Origin of the sequence: Streptomyces sp. CB02058, from assembly GCF_001905505.1 — a bacterium.
Taxonomy (GTDB): Bacteria; Actinomycetota; Actinomycetes; order Streptomycetales; family Streptomycetaceae; genus Streptomyces.
Map to the genome: position 1 here is coordinate 501,878 of NZ_LIPG01000004.1, position 14,988 is coordinate 516,865.

A 14,988-nucleotide genomic window follows, 5' to 3' on the forward strand; every position below is an offset into this window, starting at 1 on the left:
GCCCCCGGTCCGCATATGACGCCTCGTCAGGGCGTGGCTCCCCCGGTGGTCCGGGCCGAAACCGAGTCATACACTTGAGATGAATTCGACGCCCCCGGCGGTCCCACTGCTGCCGATTGACGATTCAACGGGCGCATGACACCCGATTTCGGGGACCGTCGGCCATACGCCGCGGAGCAGCTCATGAACGTCACATCTGAGCGGATGAAATTCCCCCTCGTCTATGTTCGCGGATTCGCCGGGGATACTTCAGGGATCAACAGCGTTGTCGACGACCCTTTCTACGGATTCAACGAGGGGTCCACCCATGTGCGCGTGGGCGTCGACAACCAGCCCGGATTCCACCAGTTCGAAAGCCCCCTGCTGAGGCTGCATCTCGACGAGGGATACGAGATCCTCGTCGAAGGCGGCCAGGACGCCTATCTCCAGAGCCACGAGACGATTCCGTCGGACAGCGTCTGGATACATCGCTTCTACGACCCCTCGGCGAGCACCTGGAGCGGCGAACCCTCAGCGTTCAGGCTGGAGGACGCGGCGTCGGACCTCCTCACACTGATCGACACGCTCAAGGCCAAGAGCGGCGCCCCGCGCGTCCACCTCGTGGCCCACTCCATGGGCGGTCTCATCTGCCGCTGTCTGCTGCAGAAGGTGCTGCCCGACCTCGGCCGCGATCCCGCCGACTGCGTGGACAAGCTCTTCACCTACGGCACTCCGCACGGCGGCATCGCCTTCGACGTCGGGTTCGGAGTGCTGGAGAAGGTGCGCGACGCCGTGGGCATCAACGGTGCGGACATCTTCGGCCCCCGGCGGATGTACGAGTATCTGACGCCCGCCGCGCAGACGGACCCGGACGGCCCGCCCGAAGGCTGGAGCGCTCGCGAGATGCCCCAGGGCGACGGAGCCTTCCCCAGGGACCGGGTGTTCTGCCTGGTGGGCACGAATCCGCAGGACTACGACGTCGCGCGGGGCCTCTCGGCGGCTGCCGTGGGGGCCAGGAGCGACGGGCTGGTGCAGATCGAGAACGCCCGGGTGCCGGGGGCGCACACCGCCTTCGTGCACCGCAGCCACAGCGGCCGTTACGGGCTGGTCAACTCGGAGGAGGGGTACCAGAACCTGCGCCGGTTCCTCTTCGGCGACCGCAGGGTGGAGGCCTCCCTCGTGGGCCACCGGCTGCCTCCGGAGGGCGACTGCGTCGGCTGGCAGGCGGAGGTGCAGCTGTCCGTGCGCGGCATGCCCATCGTGATGCACGAGCGGCTGGCGTCCCACTGGTGTCCGATCCAGCTGTCGGGCAGGCCCCCGGAGGAGCCGGAACAGGCGGCGGACGACGAGCGGTCCGACGGCGCAGTCGCCCTGACGACCGTGTTCCTCGGCAGCGCGCTCGAACGTCCGCCCGACAGCCCCGCGATGCGCTACGCCCTGCATCTGCGGATGCTGACACTGCGTGAGCGCCGTGGAATCTTCCTGTTCAACGATCACCTGGAACAGGCCGCTGATTTCGACGACATACTCATCGTCGACATCGGCACGAGGCAGTCCGGGGCGGGCATCTGGGCCGCGTGGAACTCCACCGTCCCCGGCGCCATACGAGATCTCGACCTCAGCGGAGAGCCGCTGAGCGACGAGGACCCCGGCAGCGGCACCTGGATCGCGCACATCCCCCTCCCCGAGAGCGCCTGGCCGATTCTCGGGGAGGGTGCGAACGTCCGGCTCGTCGTCTCCCCGTGGAGCTGATCGTCCTTCCCCTCGACTGCCGGGCACCACCGACCAAGGATTCGCCCATCGACGCGGTACGTAGAGGACGACACCATGCATCAATGTGTGCGTGACCAATGGATCAGGTTCAACGACCCGCTCGAAGGCCGTGTCAACTTCATGTACCTCGACCAGAAGGGCTGGGTGAGCACGGGAATCGGCAACAAGATCGATGAGACCGCCGCGGCCAACTCGGCCCCGAGCGCGGCGGAGCGGTCGGCCTCGCTCGCGCTGGCCGAAGAGCTGGCGTGGCGGGACTCCGGCGGCTCCCCGGTCTCGGCGGACCTCGTCGCCTCCGAGTGGGACGCCGTCAAGGCGCGGCTCGATCTGGCCTCCCAGGGACACCTCGCCTTCCAGCCCCCGTTCACCTCGCTGCACGTGGACGACGACGAGATCGACCGCCATGTGTTCGCCAAGCTGGACCAGATGGAGACGTTCCTCACCGCCCGCCCCGACTTCGCCGGCTTCGCCTCGTGGCCGGCCAACGCACAGCTGGCGACGCTGAGCATGTGCTGGGCCCTGGGGCCCGCGTTCACGTTCCCCAAGCTCCAGCAGCATGTGTCGGTGCGTGACTGGAGCGGCGCGGCGGACGAATGCCACTTCACTCCGGACGAGGGAACGATCAGGATCCGGAACAAGCTCGACCGGTCGCACTTCCTGCTGGCCCGGAGCGTCGAGGACCAGGGGCTGCCCGCCGACCGGCTGGCGCTCGACCTCTCCGACGTGTTCGGGGTGCAGGGAGCACTGCTCGCCTTGATCGTCTACAGGCCGGGACGCCAGGACGGTGGTGACGGGCCCCGGACCCAGGCAGCCGTCCGGCAGTTCCAGGCCGACCACGGGCTGGAGCAGAACGGGGCCTTCAACGACCCGGCGACCCTCGCCGCGTTGAGCTCACGGCTCACCGACGCGGGCTTCACGGTGCTCGGGGTCTGACCGAACGGAGCTGCTCGTGGGTCCGGCCGAACCGGCCCGGGGCCGGCCGACGGTCCTCGGACCACGGAAAGCCCGGTGATCCGGCCGTCGGGCGGGAACGCTGCCCGACGGCCGGTCCGGGGACCGGCCGTCGGTGATCCGCTAGTGGTGCACGGGGACCCCGGGCACCACGAGGGCCAGGCGCTTGCGGGTGCCCCGGCGGAGGTCCTTCATCTCGAGCCCCCTGGGGTCGACCTTGCCGGGCTGCCATTCCCGGTGGCCGATCACGCTGCGCTCGCTCCAGCCGTGGGCCCGGCAGACGGCGGTGGCCACCTTCTCGATGGCCTCCACCTGCGCTTCGGGCCACGGGTCGCGGCCGTCGCCGAGATTGACGCACTCGAAGCCGTAGAAGCGTGCGTTTCCGTCCGTGTCGGCGGACGTGTCCGGTGGCAGGGCGGTCTCGTCGATCACCGCGCGCAGGACGTCGCCGTCACCCAGACCCGCGTGGTTGGTACGGCCGAAGCCGACCAGGTAGACGGTGCCGTCCTTCGCGATGACCCCGTGGCACAGGGGTCCGGGCAGCGCGGAGTGGCCCTTGCAGCACAGGTCCACGCTCCCCGTCGTACCGGAGGTCACCGTGTGGTGGATCATCACCCCGTGCACAGGACCCCAGAGCCCTTTGTGGTTGCGGTTGTGTGTACGCCACGACCGGTGCTCGACCACGGTGAGCCCTCCGGAACGCAGCGCGGCGAGGAACCGGTCTGCTGAGAGTGGGGTGGCCATGGTTCTCCTCGGAAGAAGATGTCGAGCCCGCCCCGGAGCCGAGGCGGGCCTGCCTCTGCCCCTACCACTCTTCCCGGCGGCGCGTGACCTCCGCGTGACCGCCGCGTGACCGTGACGCGGAGGGCGCCCGTGCGGGCCGGGCATCACCCGCGGCCAGCCGGTGCAGCCGCTCCGTGGGCTCGAGGCCCAACTCCTCGTGCAGCCGACGGGCGTACCGGGTGAACGCGTTCAGTGCTTCGGAGGGGTTGCCGTCCGCGAGATGGGCCCTGACCAGACAGGTCTGGGCGCTCTCGCGCAGGGGCTCGGCGTGCACCGCCGCCTGTGCGGCCGTGACGGCTTCGGCGCACCGCCGGGCCGCCCCCAGCCGCGCGGCGAGCGTCTCCAGGGCGTGCAGACGCAATTGGCGCCACTCCTCGGCCTCTGACAGCGCCCAGTCCTCGTACCAGCCGGGCAGCAGGTCGGTCGAGAGGACGCGGACCGCGTCCAGCGGGGCTTCGGGAAGCCGGTGCGGTCCTGCGGGGTCCAGGAGGCATTGTGCCGTCCGGCGCGCGCGGTGCAGGTCCACGGTGGTTCCGGGGGCGAGGCACACCTCGGCGGCGGTGATCTCCAGGGCAGTTCGGCCGGCCTGCGAGCGGGCCAGGGCCGCACGCAGATCGGCGTGGGCACGGTGCTCGGAGGCTTCGGGCCACAGGGTGCCCGCGATCAGGTGCCGGGGGACGGCGGCCCGGCAGCGCAGGGCGACGAAGGCGAGCACGCGTTCCGATCCCCCGGGAACGGCGACCGGTTCGCCGCCCACCCACACTCCGAAGCCGCCCAGGACAGCGATCCGTACACCGGGCCGCTCGACGCTCACCAGGCGCCGTGGCCCGCGCGAGACCGGGGTCCGGGACGGCGGATCGTTCCACGCGTCGTATCCCATGTCGGTGCCTTCCGCCGCCGCGGCGGCCGAGGGCCACCGGGAGCCGCCGGACGTCTCGACGTGCGGGTGCGGTCCAGTGGAGTTGCCCGTACTGACGTTCCGTCACCTCGCCCTCGCGCCGGCACTTCTCCGGCGCGGGAGGAATGGCGAAGCGGGTTCAATTCCGACTATAGACCTGCCCGCGATGGATTCCCACGCCACGCGAACGATGAATCCCCAACTTCTCTGCCGTAAAAGTTGAATTGGCGTCGAAATGCAGGAGGAATCCGCGTCCGATGCGGTAGCGACGACCTTGCCGACGTCATACGCTTGCAAGGCGTCCTGGTCCGGCGCAAGGACCCGGATCAGCATCCACCGCATCGCGACGTGGACCATCGCCCGGAGGACGTCATGCCAGCGTTCGACATCGAAGTGTCCAGCCCCGTTTCCGCAGGATTCACCGGCGGTCTCGGCGGACCGCACATCGGAACACATTCGCCCCCGGCGAAGTGGTACATCGAATACGGAATGGACCTCGGCGCGACGGAGGACTCACAGGTCCGTGCGGCTTTCGACGCCCATGTCACCGTCTTCCAGCCGCATGCCCCCTCCACGGACACCCCCAAGATCTACGGGGCACAGCTGTTCATGCGCTCGCCCAACGACATGATGGGCGGCTTCTACACGCACCTGAAGGACGTCCCGCCCGGCATCGGCGTCAACACCACCGTGAGCCGGGGCGATGTGCTCGGCTCCGTGCTCAGCTTCGGCGGCACCACCCCTCATCTCCACATGGCGATGACCGAGATCCTCGGTGGCGCCCCCGCGCCCGACGACCAGTACCGGGGCGTGGACAACATGTACGACTTCTTCGTGGGTACGGCCGCTTCCGACGCGGCGACGTCCGTCCAGTTCCTCCAGGACGGCTCACCCCCGGTCGTCGGAGGAGGCGGCGGTGAGGACGGGACGATCGTCCACCTCGGCACCCTGCGGGGCATCCAGCAGGGTCTGGCTCTGCTGGGCTACGACCCGGGGGTGGCCGACGGCATCGACGGGCCGAACACCCGAGCCGCCGTGAGCGCGTTCCAGAGCGATCAGGGGCTGACCCCGACCGGACAGTGCACCGGTGACACGCTGACCGCGCTCGCAGCACGGCTCGCCGAGGCCGGACACCGGACCGACGGCGTATGACCACCGCGCGCCCGTGCTCCCGCGAAGACCCGGGAGTCTCCTGAGGAGGAACCCTCATGGCCACATGGACCGTCGGCGCCGCGAGGAGACGAGCGGCCCGCACGCCGGCGCCCGACGAGGGGCCCGCCGCGGGCCAGGTCCCGCCGGGACCGGACGTCGCACCACCGGCCGGGAGCATCGCGGACGCGGACGAGCCGCAGAGCCTGGCGCAGTGGCTCGCCCCCCGCGACGACGTGGGCCCCTGGGAGCAGAAGGAGGGCCTGCGAGCGAGGATCACGGAGCTCGACGCCATCATCGACGCCCTGAGTACCAGGGCGTCCGTCGATTCCGACCGGCGGCGGGTGGTGACGAACTACGCGTCGAAAGCCCGCTGGGAGCTCGCGGAGGCCCAGCGCTCCCTTCTCGTCAGCCGGCCCGGCAGAAGGCGCGCCGCCCATCTGGGCGTCGCACAGGCGCACATGGACGCGGCGCTGAACCTCATGGTCTGGATGGCTTCCGCCGAGGACATCAAGGCGATGCTCCCCCAGATGGTGGCCCTGGTCGAGGAGCACTTCGCGCCCAGTGATCCCAGAAGGGTCCGGGTCACCGACATCGCGCGCGGGATGCAGCACAACGCCGACCGCAAACTCCGCCCCAGCGAGCGGGCGTTCCTGGCCGAGACGGTCGGTCTCGCCCGGAAACTGCTGTGGAACGAGCGTCTGCGGGTGCGGAGTTTCGTACGGATCGTCGCCACGGTCACGGTCGGCCTGACCATCGCCGCGGCGGCCGTCGCGGTGATCACCGTCGTCTGGGAGGCGCTGGTCCCGCTCTGCTTCACGCCCGAGTTCGAGGGCGGTTTCAACGTCGTCTGTCCGACGGCCAGCGAGGTCGTCGTCCCCGATCCGCCGTCCGAGCCCCTCACGAGCGGAATGATCGCGGGGGTCGCGCAGGCGGGCGACTACCTCGTCATCGAGATCGTGGGTGTACTCTCCGCCGCCATCGCGTCGGCGGCGGCGCTGCGCCGGATCCGGGGCACCTCGATGCCGTACAACGTCCCCGTGGTCCTGGCCCTTCTCAAGCTCCCGTTGGGCGCCCTGACCGCCGTACTCGGCCTGCTGCTCATGCGCGGCGGGTTCATTCCGGGCCTCAGCGCTCTCGACTCCACCGCGCAGATCATCGCGTGGGCGATCGTCTTCGGCTATTCGCAGCAGTTGTTCACGAAGTACGTCGATCACCAGGGGCAGGCGCTGCTCGATTCCGTCCGCGGGCCCGGCAGCAGGGCCGCCGACTCCCCCGACCTCAGATGAGGGCATATGACGCCCCGTCAGCAGTTCATCCATCCAGGGCGCCGGTGCTCGTACCGCCGGTGTTTCCGTCACAGGGAGGTCCGATGTCAGCCATCGACGAGAAGTGGGCACAGAGCCAGTGGCTCGGTCAGCCGGTCGACACCGGCGCGGGCAGCGACGAGGGGGCGAACCCCGACGGGCGCGGCCGGTCACGTGACTACCAGAACGGTTCGATCTACTGGTCGCCGCAGACCGGCGCACACGAGGTCCACGGGGACATCCGACTCCAGTACGCCCGTCTCGGGGGCTCCGGCAACTTCCTCGGGTACCCGGTGACGGACGAGTCGCCGTGCCCCGACGGCGTGGGCCGCTTCAACCACTTCGAGGGCGGCTCCATCTACTGGACCCCGGAGACCGGCGCGCACGAGGTCCACGGTCCGATCCGTCAGACATGGGCGGACATGGGCTGGGAGCGCAGCTTCCTCCGCTACCCGGTCTCCGACGAGATGGGACCTCCCGAGCGACGCAACAACCGTTTCCAGGGCGGCCACGTCGTCCGGAACGCGGATGGCAACGGGGCCGTGGCCCACAAGTCCGTCCCCTTCGACTGACGCACCCCGCACACCGGCCGGCGCCCCCGGCCCCAATCGTGCCAGGAGACCGGCATGTTCCACATCGGCACCCAGCTCGCCCTCCTGAGGCTCTGGAGGGAGGTTCTGCTGACGCGGCACGGAGGTGGGCGGCCCCAGGGCGGCGGAGGTGGTCCGCGCGGAGGCGGGAGAGGGTTCGGTGGCGGCCACGACGGTGACGGCCGCCGTGGGGACAGGGGCGAGGGCCGAGGCGAAGGCAGGGGCGGGGGTGGAGACCGGGGCCGGCACGGGGACGGGGACGGCGGCGGCTTCCGGGGCGACGGCGACCGGGGCGGCGGCGACTTCCGCCCGGACCGTCCCCACGACGGCAGGCCGGACGGCCGTGACCGGCACGACGGGCCGGGCCGGCCGGACCACCCCGGCCACCCCGACCACCCCGGCCGCCCGGACCACCCCGACCGCCCGGACCACCCCGACCGCCCCGGCCAGGAGGACGATCCGGCCCTCGGCGGTCCGTTCCGGGTGCTCAGGCCGCAGGACCTGCTGGTCCTCGACATCGCCCTGGTGAACCTCCGCTACGACGGCCGTCGGCTCCTGCGCCGGGCACCGGGCCCCGCCCAGATCCTGGTGACGCTGCCTCCCCAGCATGTCGCCGAAGCAACCCTGCCCCTGCCGCTTCCCCTGGTCGGCGAACCGCTCGTGCAGGCGTGGTCCGCGCGGCCCTCCACCCTCGCCTTCTCGCTGCCCGACAACATGGACGGTGTCGGCCTCTCCCTCGCCGAACTCCTCGACTGGACCCGGCTGGTCCTCCAGTCCGTACCCGTCGTCGGAGCTCCCGACCCGGGCACCACGTCCGTCTTCGGCGGCGTACAGCGGACGATCGTCGAATTCCCCATGCGGCTCCTGCTCACGTACGACGACGCTCTCTCCCGCTGGGAGCATCTGACCGATCCGTTCGTAGCCGACGGACGCGCCGAGCTCTGGCACACCAGCCTGCTCGGCCCCGAGGGCGGCGGAGCGGCGCTGCTGCGTGCGGTGGCGACGGTGACGGACCGCGGGCCGATGCCCGAGGGGCAGCCCCTGAGGGAGGACGACCTGAAGGGCATCGTCATCCAGACCAGCAGGCAAGAGGTGTTCGACAATGACGGGAAGCCCATCACGATCATCAACGGCCCGCTGCACGCGGAGCAGTTCAGGCTCACGCCGCTCGGCGCGTCCGCCCATCTGCACGGCGCCTGGGAGCTGCCCCCGGAGTCGGAGACTCAGTTCACCAAGGCCGGCAGGAAACCGCCTCTGGCCGCATACGACCACATCACCGGCCTGGGACGCGATCAGTACCACCGGACAGCGAACCGCTACTACTGCCATACGGGCCATCAGGCGCTGTGGATCGCCGAGACCCGGCGGATCTTCACCGGGACACAGGGAGGCAGCGTCGTCGCCGGCCTCATCACGGAGTTCCACGCGGAGTTCCCGCAGCCCGACCTCGCCTACGGAGCGAGTACCGGATACGTCCACCAGGGCCGTGAAATGCCGCTGCGCTCCCTGCACATCAACGAGCGCGTCAGCCCGAAGCTGAACGGGCCGCAGCAGGAGGGCCCCTTCTGGGCGACCCTGGAGGGGACCGGTACGCACTATCTGCTGCCGGTGACCGGAACCGACCAGGAGGGACGCCAGGTCACCTTCCGTATGCCCCTGCTCCTGGTCCCGGGGAAGAACGCCCGCGACGGCTCCGTCGAGCCGGCCTTCCCGCACGCCCAGGCGTCGCCCGCCTCCTTCGGCGCGGCCGACGCGCAGGCTCTTGCCCCGCTGGACGGCCAGGAGATGGCGATCGCGGAGCCCCTGCCGGACATGCCGGGGAGCACCTGCCACCCCGTGAACGCGCTGCGCTTCGACGTGAAGCACATCGCGGCCGGCGGGGACCATCCTCTGGACGCGGTGCTGTTCGTGGCCGGGGCCGAGGTGCGTGAGCCGGCGGTCGAGGCGTTCGCGCCGGGCGGAGGGCGCGTACAGGTCCGTATGAACTCCGCCTATCTGGAGCGGGGTTTCACCGACAACCCCTCGGGCGCCTACCTGACCATGAACACGCCGGTGCAACTGCTGCTCAAGGCGGAGCAGGCCGGCGGGCTCGCCAGTCCCAACGCCGCCGTCTCCGAGATCACCGGCCGGGCCGGGGTACTGCCCGAGACCTTCTCGAAGGCTCCCGCCGCGGAGAATGTGCCGTTCGACGACATCAAGAAGGCGTTCGACATCGGGAAGCTGCTCGGGCTCGTCAGCCTGCCCGAGATCCTCGGCGTCATCCCTCAGTCGGCGGTGACCGATCTCGCGCAGCTCTCCGACAGCAGGATCGACCAGATCATCAACAGCGGCGATCCCCTGTCCCTGCTGCCCGTCCCCCTGCTGCGGGTCACCGACCTGGCGGACGGGGCGGGCAAGGAACTCCGCTACGTGTGGAAACCACCGCTCAAGAGCGCCGGGTTCCTCGACCTCTCCCAGGCCTCGCTCGTCCTCGACTCCCGCACGGTCCGTTCACCCGACGCCCTGGACAAGTCGTCCATCAGCGGTGAACTGACGGGTCTCGTCATCAAGTTCGCGGGACTGGTCGAGGTGAGGATCGCCCGTCTGGCCTTCACCGCGAGCCCAGGCGGCAAGCCCGACATCGACGCCTCCGGCCTCGAGCTCGTCTTCGAGGGCGCCCTGTCGTTCATCAACAACCTGCGGAGCCTCCTGCCCGCCGACGGCTTCGGCAAGGGCGCGTACATCGACATCGACCCGGCCGGGATCAGAGCGGGCTACACCCTCGCGATACCCAGCATCGGGGTCGGCGTCTTCAGCCTGCAGAACCTCTCCCTGTCCGCCGGCCTGACCATCCCGTTCGAGGACTCCCCGATCCGCTTCAGGTTCTCCGTCTGCGAGCGCCGGAACCCGTTCAACGTCAGCGTCTCCCTGTTCGGCGGCGGTGGGTTCTTCGCCATGGAGGTCTCCTCCAGGGGCATCGAGATCGTCGAGGGAGCCCTCGAATTCGGAGGATCCGCCGCACTGAACCTGGGGATCGCCAGCGGCGGGGTCTCGATCATGGCGGGCGTCTACTTCAAGCTCGACAACACGGACCCGCAGTCCCAGAACATCACCCTGAGCGGCTATCTGCGGTGCACCGGTTATCTCTCGGTGCTGGGCATCGTCAGTGTGACGGTGGAGTTCTATCTGGAGCTGACCTACCAGAAGTCGGGCGGCGAGTCGGTCATACGCGGCCGAGGCACCCTGTCCGTGAGCGTGCGGATCGCCTTCTTCAGCAAGACCGTCTCCCTCACCCTGGAGCGCAGTTTCGCCGGTGCGCCAGGTGACCCCACATTCGCCCAGTGCGTGGAGCCGCAGGACTGGGACACGTACTGCCTGGCCTTCGCGGCCTGAGCCGGCCGTCAAAGGAGACATCCAGCCATGCCCCTCCAGCAACGCGTCACCTGGACCGTCCTCCCCGCCGGTTTCTCCGCCGACGGGACGAAACTCCTCGTGTCGCTCTTCGTCGCGCCCCAGCTCTCCACCGGCGAGGCCGCGCCGCCCGGCAACCGGGGCACACTCGGCCCCTTCTCCGACTTCCTGCGCTGGCCCGAGCAAGTGGCGGCGGTCTCCTTCGCGTTCGCCAGCACCGACGGCGTCACGGCCCCGCAGGACTTCCCCGTCGGGCCGGTCGCTCCGTCCGGCACGCCTCCCGACCCGTCGCTGTGGCAGCGGCTCTTCCGCCCGGACACGGTGCTGGAGTCCTTCGCCTTCGACCAGTACACGGGACGGGAGGTGACCACCTGTCCGTCCCGGGCCATGACCAGGAGCGCCCAGCACATCTACGCGACGGCGGCCACCCGCTTCCCCGACCGACCGCCCCTGCGCCAGGAGCTGGACGCGATGAGCCCGGAAGGCGGGATGCAGGGCCTGGCGCCCTCGCCGGGCGAGGGGATGGAGACCCACAAGCGGCTGCTCGGCTTCCACCACCCGCCCTCGAACCACCCCACCCTCGCACCCGGCGCGGAGAACACCGATCCTCCGCTGGAGACACCGGTGCCCGACTTCCACAGCATGCTCACCTCGCTCAGCGACCACCCGGCGCTGCTGCGCCGCCTGGGCCTGATCCTGGACTTCGAGCTCCCGGCGGAGGCGGTTCCCGACTCGGCGGGGAGCCTGTTCCTCACCGTGCGGCCCACCTGGACGCCCCTGCTGACGAGCGACGACCCGAACCTGAAGCCGAGCCACGACGTGACCCCGCACACCGCCTACGTCCTCGACCGGGCCAAGCACGCGTTCGTCGCCGCGGCCCGCACCACCCAGCCGGCCGACCCACTGGCGCCGCCGGTCCGGGGACTGGTTCCGCTCCCCCAGGCCGACTTCTCGATCGAACAGGCCGACGTGGACGGGGCGCTCCTCCAACTGGACGCCACCGACCCGGGGTCGAAGGGCCTGCCCGTCGTACGGACCGGAGGTCTCACCCTGGCGCGCAACGAGCGCATGGCTCATATCGCCGAGGACTTCGCGGCGGCCGACGAACAGAAGCGGAAGGCCGACGAGCTCGTGGCCGACGCCGCCGCCACGGGGCAGGTGAAGCTGTTCTCGGAGGACCTGGTCCGGGGGCACCGGCTGGACGTCTGGGACGACGGCAGCGCCCGGTGGTTCTCGCTGCAGCAGCGCGACGTGGCCTACTGCCCGCCGGGCCTGCCGCATGCCCCGCTGCTCACCGCGTCCGACGAGGGCTTCTTCCAGGTGAGCATGGCCACCCGGCCCGAGACCGAGGGGCGGCTCTATCTGCACGACAACGTCATCACCTGGGACGGCTGGTCCCTGGCCGCCCCGCGCCCCGGCAAGGTGCTGAGCGCCGACGAGCACGCCCCGGACCCGGCGAACCCGGCGACCCAGCCCCAGCGCATCGGCAACCCGGCCGCTCCCGGAGTCCCGCTGGAGATCATCTCGGTCGCCCGGCCGGGGACACTCCCGAGGCTGCGTTTCGGCCGGTCCTACCGGGTGCGTGTGCGTACCGTCGACCTGGCGGGCAACGGGCTCACCGCCGCCCAGGCCGACACCCTGATGGCGGAGGAGCCCGCGAGGGCCGATCTGGCACTCCCGGCAGCCGGGCCGCAGGTCTTCCGCCGCTTCGAAGCGGTCCCCTCACCCGTGGTGGTTCCACGTCTTCCGCTGGTCGACGGTGCCCGCACCCAGCGGCTCGTCGTACGCAGCGATCCCGAGCGGCCGCCGGACGCGTACGCCGCCGACTTCAACGCCTCGCCCTTGGTGACCGGCGGCGCCCACGGTCCGTACGCGCCGCACGACGAACGCCATGTCGTCGCGCCGAAGGCATCCCTCGAATGCGTCGAACGCCATGGGCTGCTGGACGCCGCCATCGGTTCGAGCGACCCGGCCGTGCGGAGCACCGCCTACCAGCTGGCCCTGCACGAGAGCGGCTCGCTGGACGACGCGACGCTGCCCGGGGCACAGGCCCATGAGGGGCTCGACTCGGCCGACGGCGGGAAGACCCCGCCCCTGGTTCTGCACACCGGCGACCAGGTGCCGATGCCCTACCTCCCCGACCCGCTGTCCACCGGGGCCGTGCTCTTCGGCCTTCCGGGCCTGCCTCCCGGCGAGCCCTTCGCGGTGGGCTGGGACGGCGACACCTGGCACAGCCCCGCGTCCTTCCGGATCCGCGTCACGGAGGGCACGGGACCGCCGCAGTTCGACGAGCAGACGCGGGTCCTGACGGTGCGGCTGCCGAAGGCCGCGGTCGCGCCCGTCAGGATCTGTTCGCGGATCGCCGCCGAGGACACCGTGCTCGGCCTCGCCGAATGGTGCCGCGAGTCGTCCGCGACCGATGACGCGCAGGTCGGCCGGCTGATGACCTCGGCGCACGAGAGCCGCCACTGGCTCTTCACCCCCGGCGAGGAGATCACCCTGGTCCACGCCGTGCAGCGCCCGTTGTCGGCGCCTCTGCTGCAGTTCGGCACCGCTCCGGTCCGCGCCCCGTCGGCGACGACCGAGCACCTGCTCGGCGCCGTCACCGTGCACACCGGAAGCACCGAGCGGGTCGATGTGCTCGCCGAGTGGACCGATGTCACGGACGAAGGACCCGACGGACGCGTCGAGCGGCCGAACGCGTCCCCGGCTCTCACGCTGCCGCTCTCCCTGGCCGACGCGAACGGCCCCGACGGCAAGCCGCACAAGGTTCCGCCCTCGTGCACCCTCACCGACGGGCTGCTGACCTTCAGCACCGAGCTGGCCGAGACCCTGGCGGCCAACGCCGCCTCCGCTCCGCCCTACCGGAGACTGGAGTTCGGCGACACCAAGCACCGTCGGGTGCGCTGCCACCCGGTGGCCACCAGCCGCTTCGGCGAGTACTTCCCCGCCTCCTTCTCCGACCCGGCCCAGCAGAGCGCGCTGACCGTCCCCGGCGGGACGGTGGAACTCTCGGTTCCCAGCAGCGCGCCGCCGGCCGCACCCGGGGTGCTCTACTGCATGCCCACCCTCGCCTTCGACGAGCCGGAGAGTCCACCGGGAACCGTCGTACGGCGACGGCGCGGCGGCGGCATCCGCGTCTTCCTGGACCGCCCCTGGTACTCCTCGGGCGACGGAGAGCTCCTCGGCGTCCTGATCGACGACGCGCCCGGTTCCCCGTCCCACGACATGGAGCCCGTGATCACCCTGATCGGACGCGACCCGATCCACCGCTCCGCTCCCGTGGGGCCCGCGACGACCGCGATGTTCACCAACGCGGTCAGGACGGTCGGCCCGCTGGCCCGCCCGCTTCCCGGCCCCGGCGGCGGCGTGGCGGCAGGGGCTCCCACGGTCACCGCGCTCGGCTTCACCCCGCAGTTCGACACGGCGCGTCAACGCTGGTTCTGCGACCTGGACATCGACACCGGTGATGCCTATCTCCCCTTCGTACGCCTCGCTCTGGTGCGCCTGCAGCCCGAATCGATCAAGGGGGCGGAGATCTCGACCGTGGTCCTGGGCGATCTCGTGCGCACGCTGCCCTGGCGTGAACTCACCGTCAGCGGGGACCCGTCCCTGGGCATCACGCTGACCGGACCGTCGTACCGCCCCGACGGCAGCCCGCCCGCGAAGGTGAGGGCCCGGCTGGAGCGGCGGCATCCGGCCGTCGAGGACGAGGACCTCGGCTGGATGACGGTCGAGGGCAGCGGGACCGAACTCGTGGCCGCGGACGCGGAGACGTCCGACCGGCCGGTGTTCACCGGCGAGGTCGTGCTGCCGGAGCGCTGGCACGGGTGGCACGGGCGCCGAGGACGGCGGGGGCACGGCGGGCCCGGCGGACACGGCGGGCCTCGGCGGCGGGGCCTGAGGCTGATGGTCGAGGAGACCGAGTCGGTCCGCGCCGACGGCCCGGGCGAGCCGGAGGAACGGGTGATCTACTGCGACACGGTGGACCTCGGCGACCTCGACGACTGACCTGCCGCGCGTCCGTCTCAGGGAGGACCCGGGCGTGGGCCGGGAACGGCCGCGGCACCCGTTCCACGCAGGCCGGTGCGTCGGTCACCGGTGACGTCGGCCGGGCGGGCCCGCCCGGCCGACGTCCGTCCCGCTGACTAGCCGGGGCACTCCTGCG

Annotated in this window: 9 protein-coding genes; 7 read left to right on the forward strand and 2 right to left on the reverse strand. The window is 70.9% G+C overall.

Annotated features, from left to right (window positions below; genetic code table 11):
- Nucleotides 1-183: 183 nt before the first annotated feature.
- A complete protein-coding gene (locus AMK10_RS22820) occupies nt 184-1,731 on the forward strand; it encodes an esterase/lipase family protein (RefSeq protein WP_241839636.1) in 1,548 nt (515 codons plus the stop codon).
- 87 nt (nt 1,732-1,818) lie between these two features.
- Nucleotides 1,819-2,685 (forward strand): peptidoglycan-binding domain-containing protein, encoded by an 867-nt coding sequence (locus AMK10_RS37740; protein WP_073749757.1) that lies wholly within the window; start codon nt 1,819-1,821, stop codon nt 2,683-2,685.
- A 141-nt stretch (nt 2,686-2,826) separates the two neighbouring features.
- Here the strand turns inward: AMK10_RS37740 and AMK10_RS22830 are convergent, their stop codons facing one another.
- Both AMK10_RS22830 and AMK10_RS22835 read right to left on the reverse strand, forming a co-directional pair.
- Complete coding sequence (locus AMK10_RS22830) at nt 2,827-3,447, reverse strand: N-acetylmuramoyl-L-alanine amidase (protein ID WP_073749758.1); 621 nt, start codon at nt 3,445-3,447, stop codon at nt 2,827-2,829.
- 61 nt (nt 3,448-3,508) lie between these two features.
- A complete protein-coding gene (locus tag AMK10_RS22835; protein WP_079180832.1) occupies nt 3,509-4,366 on the reverse strand; it encodes an AfsR/SARP family transcriptional regulator in 858 nt (285 codons plus the stop codon).
- A gap of 390 nt (nt 4,367-4,756) precedes the next feature.
- On the opposite strand from AMK10_RS22835, the gene AMK10_RS22840 reads away from it, so the two are divergent.
- The 5 genes from AMK10_RS22840 (at nt 4,757) to AMK10_RS22860 (ending at nt 14,831) form a co-directional block, all read left to right on the forward strand.
- Nucleotides 4,757-5,536 (forward strand): peptidoglycan-binding protein, encoded by a 780-nt coding sequence (locus AMK10_RS22840; protein WP_143194977.1) that lies wholly within the window; start codon nt 4,757-4,759, stop codon nt 5,534-5,536.
- Between the two features lie 56 nt (nt 5,537-5,592).
- Nucleotides 5,593-6,822, forward strand: coding sequence for a hypothetical protein (locus AMK10_RS22845; protein ID WP_079180833.1), 1,230 nt, complete (start codon nt 5,593-5,595; stop codon nt 6,820-6,822).
- An 83-nt stretch (nt 6,823-6,905) separates the two neighbouring features.
- Nucleotides 6,906-7,412: an LGFP repeat-containing protein gene (locus AMK10_RS22850; RefSeq protein ID WP_073749760.1), complete on the forward strand. Its 507-nt coding sequence runs from the start codon at nt 6,906-6,908 to the stop codon at nt 7,410-7,412.
- 54 nt (nt 7,413-7,466) lie between these two features.
- The gene (locus tag AMK10_RS22855; RefSeq protein WP_073749761.1) at nt 7,467-10,802 is read left to right on the forward strand and encodes a hypothetical protein; all 3,336 of its coding nucleotides are present in this window, start codon (nt 7,467-7,469) and stop codon (nt 10,800-10,802) included.
- A gap of 27 nt (nt 10,803-10,829) precedes the next feature.
- The gene (locus AMK10_RS22860) at nt 10,830-14,831 is read left to right on the forward strand and encodes a hypothetical protein (RefSeq protein ID WP_073749762.1); all 4,002 of its coding nucleotides are present in this window, start codon (nt 10,830-10,832) and stop codon (nt 14,829-14,831) included.
- The last annotated feature ends 157 nt before the right edge of the window (nt 14,832-14,988 follow it).

What these genes read in the sequence shown, in the direction of transcription:
- AMK10_RS22830 (WP_073749758.1), bottom strand. Translation starts at nt 3,447, where the DNA reads ATGGCCACCCCACTCTCAGCAGACCGGTTCCTCGCCGCGCTGCGTTCC.
- AMK10_RS22850 (WP_073749760.1), top strand. Translation starts at nt 6,906, where the DNA reads ATGTCAGCCATCGACGAGAAGTGGGCACAGAGCCAGTGGCTCGGTCAG.
- AMK10_RS22835 (WP_079180832.1), bottom strand. Translation starts at nt 4,366, where the DNA reads ATGGGATACGACGCGTGGAACGATCCGCCGTCCCGGACCCCGGTCTCG.
- AMK10_RS22855 (WP_073749761.1), top strand. Translation starts at nt 7,467, where the DNA reads ATGTTCCACATCGGCACCCAGCTCGCCCTCCTGAGGCTCTGGAGGGAG.
- AMK10_RS22845 (WP_079180833.1), top strand. Translation starts at nt 5,593, where the DNA reads ATGGCCACATGGACCGTCGGCGCCGCGAGGAGACGAGCGGCCCGCACG.
- AMK10_RS22840 (WP_143194977.1), top strand. Translation starts at nt 4,757, where the DNA reads ATGCCAGCGTTCGACATCGAAGTGTCCAGCCCCGTTTCCGCAGGATTC.
- AMK10_RS22820 (WP_241839636.1), top strand. Translation starts at nt 184, where the DNA reads ATGAACGTCACATCTGAGCGGATGAAATTCCCCCTCGTCTATGTTCGC.
- AMK10_RS22860 (WP_073749762.1), top strand. Translation starts at nt 10,830, where the DNA reads ATGCCCCTCCAGCAACGCGTCACCTGGACCGTCCTCCCCGCCGGTTTC.